Source organism: Dyadobacter jiangsuensis (genome assembly GCF_003014695.1).
In the GTDB taxonomy this organism is placed as follows: Bacteria; Bacteroidota; Bacteroidia; order Cytophagales; family Spirosomataceae; genus Dyadobacter; species Dyadobacter jiangsuensis.
This window is the reverse complement of sequence record NZ_PYAS01000004.1, coordinates 519,008-535,321: the sequence shown is the minus strand read 5'-3', so window position 1 is coordinate 535,321 and position 16,314 is coordinate 519,008. Positions and strand designations below refer to the sequence as shown.

Genomic DNA, 16,314 nt, shown 5'->3' with positions numbered 1-16,314 from the left:
ATTAATATGGGAACGGTAACGTGGTCGAATATCTACGACGCGTATCAGTAGTGGTTACAAAGGCTTGGCCGAAAATTGAAAAATGCACCATTGCCGTTCCGATTGTGTTTCAGATTTAAGACCTTTGTCGATATGACCATTCAATGACCGTGATCACACCTTCTGAACAAAAAACCAATATTTACTGCCCGTCACTGACTGCCTACGAACGGCGCAAGACGATCTCCATCCATATCGGCGATCTGCCAATGGGCTCCGATTACCCGATCCGTGTACAGTCAATGACAACCGTCGACACGATGGATACGCAGGGCTCAATCGACGAGGTGATCCGGATGGTGGAGTCGGGTTGCGAGTATGTGCGCATCACCGCGCCGAGCGTGAAAGAGGCCCAGAATCTTGAAAATATCCGCAACGGACTGCGTAAGCTGGGCATTCAGGTGCCGCTCATCGCCGACATACATTTCACGCCCAATGCCGCCGAACTGGCTGCACGCATCGTCGAGAAGGTGCGCATTAACCCCGGTAACTATGCCGACCGCAAGCGTTTCGAGGTGATCGATTACACCGATGCCTCCTACGCCGCCGAACTGGAAAGAATCCGGGAAAAATTTATTCCCCTGGTAAAAATCTGCAAGGAATATGGCACGGCCATGCGCATTGGTACCAACCACGGCTCACTTTCGGACCGTATTCTGAGCCGTTATGGTGATACGCCACTCGGCATGGTGGAGTCGGCGCTGGAATTTCTGCGTATTTGCGAAGAATTCAATTATTTCAACATCGCGTTGTCGATGAAATCCAGCAACACGCAGGTGATGGTGGAAGCTTACCGCCTGCTGGTGCAAAGGCTGGATGAAGAGGGTTTGAAGCCCTATCCGCTGCATTTGGGGGTTACCGAGGCTGGCGAGGCGGAGGACGGCCGCATTAAATCGGCAGTGGGAATCGGGACTTTGCTGGAAGACGGTCTGGGTGATACGGTACGTGTTTCGCTGACCGAAGCGCCGGAAAAAGAAGCCCCCGTGGCCCGTGCGCTGATCGAGCGGTACACTTCACGCGCTGCACACGCACCCATCGAGCCGATCGACCATTGCCCGATCAACCCATTCCAATATACGCGCCGCGATACCCGTGAAGTTTACAATATCGGTCATTTGAATGTGCCGCGGGTGATCGCCGATTATTCGAATATCGAGGTTCGGCAATTGGACGACCTGAAAAGCATCGGGCATTTCTTCTTACCAGTTCCCGATAAATGGGCTATGAATGATCAGGGAGCTGATTTTATTTATACAGGACAAAAACCGGTGCCTTTCATGCTGCCTAACGGCTTGCGCGAAATTCTTGACTATCCGCAATGGCAGGCACATGCTGAAAAGCACATTAAATTCCCCCTTTTTGAGGTATCTGAGTGGAGCGCGGCTACGGATATTTCTTCCGAGCTGAATTTTATCAAAGGCGATATTCATTCATTCGACGACGCATTTTTGAATACTGTTTCAGGTAAAAAGAACGTCGTCCTCATACTGCACACGAACAATGCGCATGCAATGCCGGAAATGCGGCGGTTCTTTTACAAACTCACAGAACTCCACATCAAAACACCGGTAATCATTAACCGATTCTACGAAACCGACCTGGGAGATAAACTGACGCTATATTCTGCGACGGATATCGGCGGTTTGCTGGTGGATGGCTTTGGTGACGGAACATTGCTTTCGCCCGAATTTGCGGGTGGCTCGGAACATGCCGACAAACTCAAAGCAGCCGCTTCCTATAATAGCATTGCATTCGGCATTTTGCAGGCGGCGCGCACGCGGATGTCGAAAACGGAATATATTTCGTGCCCTTCCTGCGGCCGTACATTGTTCGATTTGCAGGAAACAACGGCGATGATCCGCAAGCATACTGAGCATTTGAAAGGTGTGAAAATCGGTATTATGGGCTGCATCGTGAACGGCCCGGGCGAAATGGCCGATGCCGATTATGGATACGTGGGTATGGGCAAGGATAAAATTGCATTGTACCGCGGACAGGAGGTGATCAAGCGGTCGGTACATTCTTCCAAAGCGGTGGAAGAACTGATCGAACTGATCCGGGAAGATGGCCGGTGGATTGAGCCGGAGGAACGAGAAATTTTGGTTTAACAAATACAATGAAAAAGTACTTTCAACTGGGCGAAGTGTTTTCCTACTTCATCCGCGTCTTCAAAAAACGCGATCCTAATAACCCCGATTCGTTCAACCTGCGCATGATGCACGGGATCAACCGCATCTCGATCGTCATGTTCCTGATTTGCGTCATCATTATGATTGTCAGAGCCTTAACGCGATGAACCTCGAAACGCTACGTGAATATTGCCTGAAATTGCCCGGTGTTACGGAAGAACTGCCGTTCGGTCCGGATACATTGGTTTTTAAAGTAATGGGAAAGGTTTTCCTGCTTACACCGCTGGATTCTCTGCAGCATCAGTTCAATGCGAAATGCGACCCGGAAAAAGCGGAAGAGTTGAGGGAAAAGTATTCCGACGTGAAGCCGGGATACCATATGAACAAGAAGCATTGGAATACCGTGTATGTCACGGGGAGCATTCCGAGCGACGAGCTTTTCAGTTGGGTGAGGGATTCCTACGATCTGGTCGTGGCGAGCTTGCCGAAGAAAACGCAGGAAGAATTAAAGAAAATAGTATAATACAAAATGTCAGTCTGAGCGCAGTCGAAGACAGTCCTTACGGCTACACCGTGCATGCGCTTCGACTGCGCTCAGCGTGACAAACGCTATTTCGCTGCCTTCATTTCTTCGTCCAGACGCTTGCTCAGTGTGTCGCAAACCCCTTCGATCATATCGGCCATGCCTCGGTCGTTGGTGGCGGTCAGCAGCGTATCCGCGATACCGCTCATGAGTTCGATGTAGAAGCGCTTCATTTCAAAAACCTCCATATCCTTGGTCCAGAGGTCGATTTTCAGCGTTCCGCGATGGTAATGGTCCCACACACCTATCGCGATGGCACGTGTATCGTTGATCCCCTCATTCGGGTTGTCGGTAGCGTCCCAAAAGATCTTCTCCGGTATATTTTTTTCGTCGAGTTCAACGGTGAAATGTATTTCTGACTTTTTCATATTGAGGTGTTAATTTTTACAAAAGTAAGCAAAACTCACTTGCCTGCCTGCTTGAACACTTTTTTCAGCAAATCAGTCACCCGCGCACCCGGATTCTCACGAATTTTCTTTTCCTCCTGGGCAATCAGTACGTAAAGACCATCGATGGTCTTTTGCGTCGCATATTCCTTCAAATCAGGATTCACTTTTTTGACCAGAGGCAGCTGATTGTAAGTTTTAACAATGTCAGCGTAATATTCCGTGGCCTTATTGAGGTTCAATGTACTGTCGACTACCGGAAAAAACGTTTTGAAAAGCTCGTCGTTAGTCGATTTCTTCAAATACTGCGTGGCGGCATCGTCCTGGCCTTTCAGGATGCTCAGTGCATCGGGTACGGTCATGGAAGTAATCGCTTTCACGAAAATCGGTTTGGATTTCTTAGCGGCATCTTCCGCAGCGCGGTTGAGCGACAAAGTAAATTTATCGACTTCTGCGCCGAGGCCCATTTTGCGCAGTGCATCCGCTACTTTCTGCGCCTCCGGCGGCACTGCTATTTTGATCAGTTCGTTTTTAAAGAAGCCGTCCACTTTGGATGCCGACTCCGAACCATTGCTGATGCCTACGTTCAATGCCTCTTTCAAGCCCAGAACAATCTCATTCTCACTGAGTCCGCCACTCTTCCCGCTCCCCTTTCCCAATAGCTTTCCGAGGTTGAACTGAGCGTGCGATGTGTGTCCTAAAATGAGCCAAAACAGCGTTAACGAAAGGATTTTGTATTTCATTACAATAGAGTTTGTTAATATTTCACTACGGTTCAAACGTACTCAATAACGATTAATTTTACTTATTTTTGGGAAAATAACGGTCCCATTTAACCTGTTCTCAATCTATGATTTCCTCTGCCAGGGCTGAAATAATCACGATCGGTGACGAGATTCTTTTTGGTCAGATCGTCGACACGAATACACAATGGATTGGCACCCAACTCACTGACATCGGTATCCGTCCGGCAAGGAAAACATCCGTCGGCGACAACAGGCAGGACATTCTCGACGCATTCACCCAGGCGAGCCAGCGGGTGAACGTGGTGATCGTAACAGGCGGCCTCGGGCCCACGCGCGACGATATTACCAAGCACACCTTCTGCGAGTACTTCGGAACAGAACTGGAAATCAACCAGGACGCCCTGGCGTTGGTAACCGAATTTTTCGCGAAACGGGGCCGGGCCATGACCGAGATGAACATCCAGCAGGCAGCACTCCCCAAAAACTGTACCTACATCCCGAACCTCTGGGGCACCGCTCCCGGCATGTGGTTCGAAAAGGATGGGGTCATTTACGTGTCGCTGCCCGGCGTACCTTATGAAATGAAGAGCTTGATGGAGTTCGAGATCCTGCCGAGATTGAAAGCGCGGTTTTCGACCCATATCATCCAGCACAAACAAATACGCACAATCGGCATCGGCGAATCCTTCCTCGCTGAGAAAATCTCAACCTGGGAAGATGCCTTGCCGGAGCATATTAAACTGGCCTATCTCCCCCATTTCGGCCAGGTAAAGCTCAGGCTCACCGGCACGGGAACGGATCAGGCCGTTTTGGACAAACAACTCGATGAGCAAATAGCATTGGTACTTCCGCTGATCGAAGAATATGTTTTCGGTTATGATTCGGATGAGCTGGAAACCGTGATAGGAACACTGCTGATGAACCACAATGCGACCGTCGGTACCGCAGAAAGCTGCACGGGCGGGTATGTGGCGAATCAGATCACGAGTATTCCGGGTTCCTCGCGGTATTATGAAGGCTCGGTGGTAAGTTATAGTAATGATGTTAAAATGAGTGTGCTGGGCGTATCACGCGAAACGCTGGAAGCCTATGGCGCGGTGAGCGAGCAAACCGCCCGTGAAATGGCCGAAGGTGCAAGGCGTGTACTGAACACGACATTCGCCATTTCTACAACCGGCATTGCAGGTCCCGATGGCGGCACTCCCGACAAGCCGGTGGGCACCGTGTGGATCGCGTGCGCGACGCCCGAGGAGACATTTACCCAGCTGCTGACATTGAGGAACAACAGAAAAATCAATATAGAACTAACCTGCTCTTACGCGCTCAACCTGCTGAGAAAAACCATACTAAAAACTTCTCTCGCGGTAAAAGGGTAAACGAAGATCAGGACCATAAGGGTAACGAAAGCATGTTTTCCTTACCTTCGAAAAAACACCATTTATGAAAATAATTGAAATGGTAATGCCTCCGATGGGGGAAAGCATCATGGAATGCACCGTGCTACACCTGCTTGCAGAAGAAGGCGCGAAGGTGCGGATCGATGACTCCATCCTGGAAGTGGCTACCGATAAAGTAGATACCGAAGTACCCTGCCCTTACGAGGGAACACTCACCAAATGGCTCGTCAAAGTAGATGAAGTGGTGCCGATCGGCAGCGCTGTGGCGCAAATTGAAGTAGCCGACGACGTAGTTGCCCAGGATGCCGGTACACCTGTGTTGGTAGGCGTGGAAGAGGACGCTGATGCGGCGGCGACGGTAGCCGTGCTTGAAAAAGATTTCCAAACGGCTGTAAGCAGAACCTCCGAGCCGGTTTATGAATATGCCCCTGCGGATTCCGCAGTTAATTCTTTCTACTCGCCGCTTGTGCTGAGCATCGCGCGTGAGGAGCAGATTCCTGTGGATGAATTGAAGGTAATCAAAGGAAGCGGACTCGAAAACAGGGTTACGAAGGACGATATCCTTTCCTATGTCGAACACCGCCGTAAAAAAGGGCCTGCGGTTACCCCTGCTCCTGCTACTTCGCTGAATGGCAGCAACGAAATCATCGAAATGGACCGCATGCGGAAGATGATTTCGCAACGGATGGTCGAATCGAAGCGGATTTCTGCGCATGTAACATCGTTTATCGAAACGGATATGACGCCGGTGGTAGGCTGGCGCGAGCATGTGAAGGCGGAATACCGCAAGAAAACGGGCGATAGCATCACATTTACCCCGATCCTGATCGAAGCAGTGGTGAAGGCGATCAAAGACTATCCGCTGATCAATATCTCGGTGGAGGGCGACAAAATCATCAAAAAGAAAGACATCAATATAGGAATGGCCGTAGCGTTACCGGATGGTAACCTGATCGTGCCGGTGATTCATAATGCCGACCGCTACGACTTGCCTGGCCTTGCCCGCAAAGTGAACGATCTCGCCAAGCGCGCGCGGGAGAACCGCCTGAAAGCCGACGACCTGGCCGGAGGCACGTACACCGTGTCCAACATCGGCGCATTCGCGAATCTGATGGGCACGCCGATCATCGTGCAGCCGCAGGTGGCAATTATGGCATTCGGGGCGATTAAAAAGAAACCCGCGGTTATCGAAACGCCACAAGGCGACCTGATCGGTATCCGTAGCATGATGTTCGTTTCGCATTCGTACGACCACCGCGTGGTAGACGGATCGCTGGGCGGCCTGTTCCTGAAACGCGTGAACGATTATCTAGAAAACTTCGACATTAGCCGAACCATACTCTGATGCTGAGATTGACCCTCGACATGGACGATGTGCTGGCTAATACCCACGAAAAACTCGTCGACATTGTCCTCGCCGATTTTTCGACCACATTGCACCGCGAGGATTTCCAGACCAAAGGTTTGAGGGAATTGCTGCATCCGAAGCAGCTATCGAAGCTGCATAAGATCATGGATTCACCGGGTTTTTTCGCAGATATCCAGGTGAAAGAAGGAGCCATCGAAACAGTTCATAAACTTTCGAAGTACTACGAACTGTTCGTGGCAACGGCCTGCATGGAATTTCCCAACTCGTTCCGTGACAAGTTCGACTGGCTCAAAAAACACTTTCCGTTTATCCCCTGGACGAATGTGGTTTTCTGCGGGTATAAGAGCATTATCCAGTCGGATTACCTGATCGACGACCACGTGCGTAACCTGGCGGCTTTCAAAGGGAAAGGCATTCTTTTTTCATCCCCGCACAACCTCCGGGAAACGGCCTACAAGCGTGTATCGAGTTGGAAGGAAGTGTCGGAACTATTCCTGCATAGCGTATGAAACTGTTACTGATAGAGGACGAGCCCAAAACATTGCAATCCATACGCCAAGGGCTGGAAGAGAATGGGTATGAGGTCGATATTGCTTACGACGGGCTGATTGGTAAACAACTTGCGCGCAGCAATGTCTACCAGCTGATTATCAGCGACATTATCATTCCCGGCATCAACGGGATCGAGCTCTGCCGCGAAATCCGGAGCTGGGGCGATGAGACGCCCATATTGATGCTTACTGCATTGGGAACGACCGACGACAAAGTAACAGGGCTGGATGCCGGCGCAGATGACTACCTGGTCAAACCATTTGAATTCAAAGAACTCCTCGCACGGGTACGCGCGCTCACAAAGCGCGGCTCGACCGTGTCACATACCGCGCAGGTTTTGAAGTTTGCCGATCTGGAAGTTTCGCTGGACGCCAAAACCGTTTACCGTTCGGGAAACAAGATCAATCTGACGGCCCGGGAGTTCAATTTGCTCGTGTACCTGATCCGTAACCAGGGACGGGTTATTTCAAAAGTCGAAATAGCCGAGCAGGTATGGGATATCGGTTTTGACACGGGTACCAATGTCATTGAAGTATATGTAAATTACCTTCGCAAGAAGATCGACAAAGATTATCCTGTGAAACTCATTCATACGCAGTTTGGAATGGGTTATGTGCTCAAAGTAGAATAAGCTATGCAAATCCGCACCCGACTTACGGTTCAGTTTTCCTTGCTGGTAAGCGGTATTTTGCTGGTCACCTTCCTGGCCGTCTACTTTTTCACCTATTATAATGTTACCGAGGACTTCTATGACCGGCTGCGCTCCAAAGCGAAATCCCAGGCCGAGCTTTTGCTGAAAGTACAAGTGCCGCTCATCAATGCGGAAGTACTCAAAGCCCTCGACGAAACCAACCGCGACCTGATTTACGACGAAAACATCTTCATTTTCGACGAAAAGAACCGGCTCATTTACAGCAACTCCACTACCCCGCAGCTCAAAGCATTGCACGTGTCAAACTATTGGCTCGACGAAATCCGCAAAGCGGGCCAGATCCGGTACGACGATGGTGATTATAAAGTGGTAGGACTTTACTACAAATACCCATTCAATAAAGCCGTGGTCATGCTCGGCGCGAAGGATTTGTACGGGCAAGCGAACCTCTCCAACCTCAAAACGCTGCTGACCGTTCTGTATCTCATCGTCACGTTCGTGGTAGCAATCGTAGGGTGGATATTCTCCAAACGCGCATTAAGGCCTATTTCAAAGGTTATGAATGCGGTGGAAGGTATTTTGCCTCAAAAGCTTGATACCCGCCTCAATGTACCCAACCAGAAAGACGAAATCGGGCGGTTGACGATCACTTTTAATAAGCTGCTGGACCGTATTGAAACGGCTTTCCAAATGCAGAAAATATTCGTCGCAAACGTTTCACACGAGCTTAAAAACCCTCTGACCAAAATTAAATCGCAGCTGGAAGTGAGTATGCTCAAAGAGCGAAACCCGGCCGAGTACCAGATGACCATCCGCTCGGTACTGGAAGACATCCAGGAGCTGGGCCAGCTTTCCAATACGTTGCTGGAACTCGCGAAAGTAAGCGAAGACCAGCGCGACCTGCTCACCGAACTTATCCGGGTGGACGACCTCCTGCTCGACTGCCGCATGAACCTCGCCCAGGCCAACCCAACTTACAACATTCAGCTCAACTTCGACGAGCTCCCGGAAGACGATACCTGGCTCGAAATCACCGGCAATTCGACGCTGCTCAAAACCGCGTTCCTGAACCTGATGGATAATGCCTGCAAGTTCTCTGAAGACAATGCGGTGACCGTCTGCCTGCTCCCTTCGCGAGGACAGCTCGGGCTCACGTTTTCAGACAATGGAAAGGGGATTCCGGACAAAGATAAGAGCCTCGTTTTCCAGCCCTTCTACCGCAGCGACAACACCGCGAATATCAAAGGGTATGGCATCGGCCTTTCGCTCGTGGAGCGCATTGTGAAGCTGCACAACGGCAGCATCAGCATTCAATCCAACTTCCCGAAAGGCACCACATTCCGCTTAACTTTTTTACGCCTCTAAGGAAATTCTAACTTATTATTAACGCCTTTCTAAGTATTGTTAATCTTATTTGTAATGTCGACAGGGCGAAACAATCGCAAGTCGCATTTCAAAGGATTTCATTTTTTGTGGTGTTAATAAGCAGATTGGCAGGCGTCTCTCACGTCTGCCAATTTTTTTTTACAGCTGTTCTAACATCTTGCCGTTCGGACTGTCTTCGACTTCGCTCAGACTGACATATGCACACTGTCAGTCTGAGCGAAGTCGAAGACAGTCCATAACGCAAAAAAGCCCTCGCCAGGTCGACGAAGGGCTTTCAATATCATATTACCTTATCAGTGCTTCTTTCGGATTTCGATAATCTTCAACCTGTTCAGCAGCTTGATCACCGGGTAAGTCGGGTCAACTTCGAACCACTTGGAACCGAAGTTAATTGAGTTCGGACGTTTGTGGTGGTTGTTCTGGAAAAGCTCGCCCATCATCAGGAAGTCGAAGATCAGAGAGTTTTTAGACTTATCGTCGTTATCGAAGTTCTGGTAGCCATATTTGTGTCCGCTCCAGTTAACGATCGCTCCGTGGATCGGGCCCATCAGGAAGTGGATCGGCAGCAGGAAGAAAAACGCCCAGTGCATATCCAGGTAAATGTAGGCCAGCACGTAAAATACGATGTACAACACACCCCAGCCTGCTCTCGAAATCCAGGAATCACCCAGCTTTTCTACAAAACTCCATTCAGGGTAGTTACGCTCGAAACGGCTTTCGACCGCACGTTTGCGGTTCAATACGGCATTGTAAATATTTTTGGTCTCCCACATCATCGTGAACACGTTTTTGGTGTGATGCGGTGAATGCGGGTCTTTATCGGTGTCGCTGAACGCGTGGTGCATGCGGTGCAGGATTGCGTATGCACGTGGGCTCAGATAGGAAGAACCTTGTGAAAGATAGGTAAGCAAATAGAAGAACCGTTCCCACGGCTTGCTCATAATGAACATCTTATGAGCGGAATAGCGGTGCAGGAAAAAGGTTTGACAGAATAGTGACAAATACCAATGTACAACAAATACAATCAGGACTATATACATGGAACGGCGGAAAATTTTGATAAGCTAAACTTTGCACAAAAGTAAGTGCCAAAGGTTAGAAAACCGAAATTTCCCAAACTAAATTTGGAATATAGCCATAGGACTTACCAACATCCGAACCTCCCAATGACCTACTCGATCATGAAAGCATAACTGAGCAGGTTTGCCCCCATTTGCAATGCTTTGCGGCGCATTTCCTCGGGGTCGTTATACACACTCTGGTCCTCCCAGCCATTCCCAAGGTCGGTTTCGTAGCTGTAATAGCAGATCAGCCTTCCCTGCCAGATCAGCCCGAATCCCTGCGGCTGCTTGCCGTCGTGCTCGTGCACTTTCGGCAGGCCGTCGGGGAAGTTATATTTCATATGGTAAACCTGGTGGTCGTACGGGAGCTCTACGAACGACAGCTCGGGAAAGACTTTCTTCATCTCCCGCCGGATAAACTGATCGAGGCCATAGTTGTCGTCCACATGCAAAAAGCCCCCCGAAAGCAAGTAATTCCGCAGGTTTAATGCCTCGGCATCGCTGAAAACAACATTCCCGTGCCCGGTCATGTGCACAAATGGGTACGAGAAAATATCCGGACTGCCCACTTCCACCACATCCTCCACCGGGTTGATATTCATTTTCAGCTCCGCATTACAGAACTTGATCAGGTTCGGCAACGATGTTTTGTTGGCATACCAGTCTCCGCCCCCGCCATATTTCAGCTTGGCGATTTTTAAGGACGATTGCGCAAACGACGCACTCGAGGCGCAAAGTAATAGGGCAATAACGAAGAGGCGGATGTTCATATTAATGATTGAATGACTGAATGATTGAATGACTGAATGAAAGTTAGGTGTGGTCAGGGATGGTCAGGTGTTGTTTAACTCTACCTGGCTATTTCATGACCACTTCTGACTCAATGACTATAAAACCTATTCAGTCATTCGGTCATTCAATCATTCAACATTATAAAATCTGCGCCAGGTTAATCGCATGGCAACCTGCAACCGCTGCGGTTTCGGTACGGAGCCTTGTCGGGCCGAGCGATACCGTTTCGAATCCGTTTTCGAGCGCCAGTTCCACTTCCTTCGGGCTGAAATCGCCCTCGGGGCCAATCAGCAAAGTGGTATCGCTGCCTTTCTTTATTTTACTGAAAACGTGTTCCACCGTATTTTGTTCGGGAACGTAGGCAATCAGCCTGATGGCGTCGCCCACGTTTTTAATAAACGGCTCGTACTTGTTATTTACTGTAATGACGGGCATATAATATTGCTGCGACTGTTTCATGGCGGCAGCAGCAATGCGGTTCAGCCTCGTCAGGTTCACCACGCGGTTCAACGTCTCCGGGTTGGTATGCTCGGTTACGACGAAATCAATGCGCTCCACGCCTATTTCGGTCATTTTTTCCACCATCCATTCGTTCCGCTCGGCCTTACGCGTGGGTGCGATGGCCATATTGACGGCAAAATTTCTTCGCTCCGTCATTTTGGATTCTATCACTTCATAACCTACTTTTCGCCCCTGAATGTTGAGCCGACATTTTTGGAGTAATCCCTTGCCGTTTGTAACATAAATCATGTCGCCGGAACCCAGCCTCAAAACCTTCGAACTATGCCTTGCTTCCTCCTCGTCGAGTTCAAAAACGTGAGGGTCAGGCTGGTAAAACAAATGCATTTTTCCAATATTATGATAATGTGAGCAAATACCGCTGAAGCCTTCAAAAATATACAAAATATCGGCAACAGCACAAAATTTACAATCCCCGCAGAATTCTATCCGAGTGCGGATCCAAAAGTGACGGTTTATTGGATATTCTCACTATTTTATGTTTTCAAAGGCATATTTTTAACCTGTTTCAGACTTTTTAACAAAAAATTCCCGCGAAATACCGATTTTTGAAACCTGCTCATTTTATTGGAATAGTACATTTTTTACTGACAATACTACCACGAACGCAATAATATTCTGTGGATGGTTAATTTTTCCTAACATTTATTTTTTGTAAATACATTTTTGCATTAATATTGTGCCGTTATAATTATTCGTCACCACTTTATCTAGTACTATTATGTCAAAGTCCAAGCTGGAATATATTTGGTTGGATGGCTACAAGCCGACCCAAAGTTTACGCAGCAAAACCAAAATTGAAAACGATTTTAGTGGAAAACTGGAAGATTGCGCAATGTGGTCGTTTGATGGCTCGTCAACTGAGCAGGCTCCCGGCGGTTCTTCCGACTGTTTGCTGAAACCGGTTTACATTATTCCTGATCCACAGCGTAAAAATGGCTACCTGGTAATGTGCGAGGTATTGAACGCTGACGGAACTGCTCACGAATCAAATGGTCGCGCAACTATCGAAGACGACGATAACGACTTCTGGTTCGGATTTGAGCAAGAATATTTCCTTTGGGATAACGAAACAAACAAACCCCTTGGCTTCCCTGCAAATGGCTACCCAGCTCCGCAAGGACCATACTACTGCTCAGTAGGCGCGAAAAACGCTTACGGTCGTGAGATCATCGAAGAGCACCTTGACGTTTGCCTCGATGCAGGTCTGAACGTAGAAGGAATCAATGCAGAAGTAGCTGCTGGTCAGTGGGAATTCCAGATCTTCGCGAAAGGTGCGAAAGAAGCTGGTGACCAAATCTGGTTGGGCCGTTACCTCCTCGAAAGAATCGGTGAGAAATACGGTGTATCTATCAACTGGCACTGCAAGCCGCTTGGCGACCTTGACTGGAACGGTTCAGGTATGCACGCTAACTTCTCAAACGGCGTTTTGAGAACTGCTGGCAGCAAAGCTACTTTCGATAAAATTTGCGAAGCATTCCGTCCGGTAGTGAAAGAGCACATCGAAGTTTACGGTGCTGACAACCACCTGCGTCTGACTGGAAAGCACGAAACTGCTTCTATCCACGATTTCAGCTACGGTGTTTCTGACCGTGGTGCTTCTATCCGTATCCCTGTTCTGGTTCCTCAAAAAGGATGGAGCGGATACCTGGAAGACCGTCGCCCAAACTCAGCGGCTGATCCTTACAAAGTGGCAGCTCGTATCATCAAGACTGTTAAATCTGCTATCTAATCCGCAGAACGACATATTTTGCAAAACGGCCATCCCAAAAGGTGGCCGTTTTTGTTTGCTATTGTGCATTAGGCACAAAAAAAAGCGCCTTCGGTTAAAAAGGCACTTTTCCATTACTATCCTATTGGGATCAATCTTCCTCTTCGCTGCCGGTGAACGAATACAAGGTAGGATCCAGCTGTACATTACCTGCCGTATAAGCCTTGATAAAGTCGCTGATCACATCTTCATCGATCTCCGTTTTATTTAGACCCACTTCCAGCCCCACGCCGTACTCAAACTGATCATCAATTTCGACGTGCTCGCGGACGGTAATCTCCTCTCCTTCTTCGATTTCCTCGATGAACTCGGTCAGCAGCAGTTCCGCTTCGTCTTCCTGCTCGTCGGAGATTTTGTAGTTGGCTGGGCGCTCATCGGGCGACAAATAACCGGGCATTTCCTTTTTCAACCGTTCCAGCGCCTCGTCGTACACAAGTGTAGAATGGTGCAGGCGCAAAGTGTAAACCAGCGCGTCGTAAATGACCTCCTGGTTTTTGTAAGTACCAACGAACTGCACATGTGCATGCTCGTTGTTGTCACCTTCGTCCTCGAATTCGTCCTCTACATATATAAAGTTCGAATTTTCGGCCTTGCATTCGGCTTTGAGCTGGGCGATTTCTTCTGGATCAAATCCGGGATTCATATTCTTTTGTTGTTTGATTCAATTGTAAAACTACTCCAAAAATAGCATTTCGCGGTATTTAGCCAATGGCCAGTCCTCATCATCGATCAACAATTCCAATTTATCGACGTGATAGCGGATCTCATCAAAATGCCCCTTTACCTCTGAACCGTAGCATTTCGCACGCTCAAAAAGCTCCTCGATATTGTTAGCTTTCTTTCGGCTTTCGGTCATTTCATGCACGAGCTTCTTGATCACCACCACATGTGACGAAATGTCGCGGATGATTTCCTTGATCGGCTCGGCTTCTTCCAGCATTTCGAGATCAGTGAGTGAGCGGGCCGTTTGTGCGAGTTTGAACTGGTACTTCACCACGGTAGAAACGATGTGGTTCAACGCCAGGTCACCGATCACCCGTGATTCGATCTGCAATTTTTTCACATAATTTTCCAGCTCGATCTCGTAACGTGCGTGCAGCTCACGTGAATTCAGAACGCCTGTTCTTTCGAACACAGCAACCGTTTTATCGGTCTTGTAAGCGTACAATGCATCGTAAGTTTCGCGGATATTGCTCAAACCACGTTTCGCAGCCTCTTCGATCCATTCATCGGAATAGCCGTTTCCTTCAAACAGGATGTTTTTGGATTCGAGGTAGTAGCGTTTCAGAATCTCCACAGTCGCCACTTTCTTCTCCTCGCCGGCTGCCAGTCGCTCGTCCATTTCGCGTTTGAAATCGAGCAGCTGATTGGCCACGATCGTATTCAGGATGATCATCGGCGAGGCGCTGTTTTGCGAACTTCCTACCGCGCGGTACTCGAATTTATTTCCGGTAAAACAGAACGGTGACGTGCGGTTGCGGTCGGTGTTATCACGTTGAAGGTTAGGAATGCGGGAAATACCTAGTTTATAATAGAAGTTCTCTCCCTTTTCCAACGTAATCTCGCCTTTGCTTACGAGCTCTTCGAGCATATTTGTCAAATCGCCCCCCAGGAACACCGACACGATCGACGGCGGGGCTTCATTCGCGCCCAGGCGATGCTCGTTGCCCGCGGACGATATGGACGCGCGCAGCAGATCCGCATGATCGTGCACGGCTTTCACCACGTTCATCAGGAACGTCAGGAACCGCAGGTTTTCTTTCGGCTTCGAAGTAGGTGCAAGCAGGTTAATGCCCGTATCCGTCGAAAGCGACCAGTTGTTGTGCTTTCCGCTTCCGTTAATGCCTGCAAATGGCTTCTCGTGGAAAAGCACCTGGAAATTATGCTTGTCACCAATCTTCTGCATTAAATCCATCAGCAATGCATTGTGATCGATAGCGAGGTTCACCTCTTCGAAAGTCGGTGCGCATTCGAACTGGCCGGGTGCCACCTCGTTATGACGCGTGCGCACTGGAATGCCCAGCTTCAACGCTTCGAACTCAAAGTCCACCATGAATGCATTCACGCGCGGCGAAATCGAACCGAAGTAATGATCATCCAACTGCTGGCCGCGTGCCGGGTTATGCCCGAAAACGGTCCGGCCGGCCATCAGCAAATCGGGACGGGCGTAGTACAATGCCTTATCCACCAAAAAATACTCCTGCTCGATTCCGAGTGTAGGCGTTACTTTGGAAACGTCGCGGTTGAAAAACTGGCAAACACCGGTAGCGGCCTTGTCGAGCGTCATGAGTGAGCGCAGAAGTGGCGCTTTGTAATCCAACGCCTCGCCATTGTAGGAAATAAATACGGACGGGATACACAAGGTCTTACCACCTGCCCCATTGTCCATCAGGAACGCAGGCGAGCTCGGGTCCCAGCCCGTATAGCCCCGCGCCTCGAACGTCGCGCGCAAGCCTCCGCTCGGGAACGAGGACGCGTCCGGCTCCTGCTGCACCAATGCGCTGCCTTTGAATTTCTCTACCGCTTTGCCGTCTATGGTAAGGTCAAAAAACGAGTCGTGTTTCTCGGCGGTCGTCCCCGTCAATGGCTGGAACCAGTGGGTATAGTGGGTCGCGCCCTTGGAAATGGCCCACGATTTCATGGCTGCTGCCACTTCCTCGGCCACCTCCCGGTCGATCGTCGAACCGGAGCGGATAGAGTTGGAAATCTTGGTGTATGCCTCTGCCGAAAGCAGGGTCTTCATCACATCATCACTGAATGTATTGCTGCCATAGAGGTCGGCTACTTTTTCTGTGGGAGGGGTCAAAACAGGCGAGACACGGCCTTGCGCAATCTCAAAAGCTTTGGAACGAAACGTCATGTATTTATTGATTTATATTAATTCTCCCCAAAATTATTTATTTACCGATAGGAACCACAAATCGTACGGACA

The 16,314-nt window shown here is 49.2% G+C and carries 16 protein-coding genes; 9 read left to right on the top strand and 7 right to left on the bottom strand.

What is annotated here, in order from left to right:
* Positions 1-143: 143 nt before the first annotated feature.
* From ispG to CLV60_RS10695, 3 genes are read left to right on the top strand one after another with little or no spacing between them, the layout of a single operon-like run.
* Positions 144-2,147 (top strand): (E)-4-hydroxy-3-methylbut-2-enyl-diphosphate synthase, encoded by a 2,004-nt coding sequence (gene ispG / locus CLV60_RS10705; protein ID WP_106595359.1) that lies wholly within the window; start codon positions 144-146, stop codon positions 2,145-2,147.
* Positions 2,148-2,155: 8 nt separating this feature from the next.
* A complete protein-coding gene (locus CLV60_RS10700; protein ID WP_090379576.1) occupies positions 2,156-2,335 on the top strand; it encodes a DUF6728 family protein in 180 nt (59 codons plus the stop codon).
* On the top strand, positions 2,332-2,691 hold the full coding sequence (locus CLV60_RS10695) for an MmcQ/YjbR family DNA-binding protein (RefSeq protein WP_106595358.1): 360 nt from the start codon (positions 2,332-2,334) through the stop codon (positions 2,689-2,691). Before CLV60_RS10700 ends, CLV60_RS10695 begins: the two co-directional genes overlap by 4 nt.
* Positions 2,692-2,777: 86 nt before the next feature.
* Here CLV60_RS10695 and gldC read toward each other — a convergent pair whose 3' ends face one another.
* Together gldC and CLV60_RS10685 are read right to left on the bottom strand one after the other, a co-directional pair.
* The gene (gene gldC, locus CLV60_RS10690) at positions 2,778-3,119 is read right to left on the bottom strand and encodes a gliding motility protein GldC (protein ID WP_106595357.1); all 342 of its coding nucleotides are present in this window, start codon (positions 3,117-3,119) and stop codon (positions 2,778-2,780) included.
* Between the two features lie 35 nt (positions 3,120-3,154).
* A complete protein-coding gene (locus CLV60_RS10685; RefSeq protein ID WP_106595356.1) occupies positions 3,155-3,880 on the bottom strand; it encodes a DUF4197 domain-containing protein in 726 nt (241 codons plus the stop codon).
* A gap of 107 nt (positions 3,881-3,987) precedes the next feature.
* Between CLV60_RS10685 and CLV60_RS10680 the strand changes: the two genes are divergently transcribed.
* From CLV60_RS10680 to CLV60_RS10660, 5 genes are all read left to right on the top strand, one after another.
* Positions 3,988-5,259, top strand: coding sequence for a competence/damage-inducible protein A (locus CLV60_RS10680; RefSeq protein WP_106595355.1), 1,272 nt, complete (start codon positions 3,988-3,990; stop codon positions 5,257-5,259).
* A 64-nt stretch (positions 5,260-5,323) separates the two neighbouring features.
* The gene (locus CLV60_RS10675; protein ID WP_106595354.1) at positions 5,324-6,625 is read left to right on the top strand and encodes a dihydrolipoamide acetyltransferase family protein; all 1,302 of its coding nucleotides are present in this window, start codon (positions 5,324-5,326) and stop codon (positions 6,623-6,625) included.
* Positions 6,625-7,158: a 5' nucleotidase, NT5C type gene (locus CLV60_RS10670; protein ID WP_106595353.1), complete on the top strand. Its 534-nt coding sequence runs from the start codon at positions 6,625-6,627 to the stop codon at positions 7,156-7,158. Before CLV60_RS10675 ends, CLV60_RS10670 begins: the two co-directional genes overlap by 1 nt.
* Positions 7,155-7,832 (top strand): response regulator, encoded by a 678-nt coding sequence (locus CLV60_RS10665; protein WP_019943812.1) that lies wholly within the window; start codon positions 7,155-7,157, stop codon positions 7,830-7,832. The genes CLV60_RS10670 and CLV60_RS10665 overlap by 4 nt, the downstream gene beginning before the upstream one ends.
* Before the next feature lie 3 nt (positions 7,833-7,835).
* Complete coding sequence (locus CLV60_RS10660; protein WP_106595352.1) at positions 7,836-9,218, top strand: sensor histidine kinase; 1,383 nt, start codon at positions 7,836-7,838, stop codon at positions 9,216-9,218.
* Positions 9,219-9,532: 314 nt separating this feature from the next.
* Here CLV60_RS10660 and CLV60_RS10655 read toward each other — a convergent pair whose 3' ends face one another.
* The 3 genes from CLV60_RS10655 to CLV60_RS10645 form a co-directional block, all read right to left on the bottom strand.
* Positions 9,533-10,279, bottom strand: coding sequence for an acyl-CoA desaturase (locus CLV60_RS10655; protein ID WP_106595351.1), 747 nt, complete (start codon positions 10,277-10,279; stop codon positions 9,533-9,535).
* A gap of 131 nt (positions 10,280-10,410) precedes the next feature.
* The gene (locus tag CLV60_RS10650) at positions 10,411-11,070 is read right to left on the bottom strand and encodes a DUF4159 domain-containing protein (protein ID WP_106595350.1); all 660 of its coding nucleotides are present in this window, start codon (positions 11,068-11,070) and stop codon (positions 10,411-10,413) included.
* A gap of 160 nt (positions 11,071-11,230) precedes the next feature.
* Positions 11,231-11,938, bottom strand: a complete 708-nt coding sequence (locus CLV60_RS10645) for an RsmE family RNA methyltransferase (RefSeq protein WP_106595466.1) — start codon at positions 11,936-11,938, stop codon at positions 11,231-11,233.
* 394 nt (positions 11,939-12,332) lie between these two features.
* Between CLV60_RS10645 and CLV60_RS10640 the strand changes: the two genes are divergently transcribed.
* The gene (locus tag CLV60_RS10640) at positions 12,333-13,343 is read left to right on the top strand and encodes a glutamine synthetase beta-grasp domain-containing protein (protein WP_106595349.1); all 1,011 of its coding nucleotides are present in this window, start codon (positions 12,333-12,335) and stop codon (positions 13,341-13,343) included.
* A gap of 130 nt (positions 13,344-13,473) precedes the next feature.
* Here the strand turns inward: CLV60_RS10640 and CLV60_RS10635 are convergent, their stop codons facing one another.
* Positions 13,474-14,025, bottom strand: a complete 552-nt coding sequence (locus tag CLV60_RS10635) for a hypothetical protein (RefSeq protein WP_106595348.1) — start codon at positions 14,023-14,025, stop codon at positions 13,474-13,476.
* A 30-nt stretch (positions 14,026-14,055) separates the two neighbouring features.
* Positions 14,056-16,242, bottom strand: coding sequence for a glutamine synthetase III family protein (locus CLV60_RS10630; RefSeq protein WP_106595347.1), 2,187 nt, complete (start codon positions 16,240-16,242; stop codon positions 14,056-14,058).
* Between the last annotated feature and the right edge of the window lie 72 nt (positions 16,243-16,314).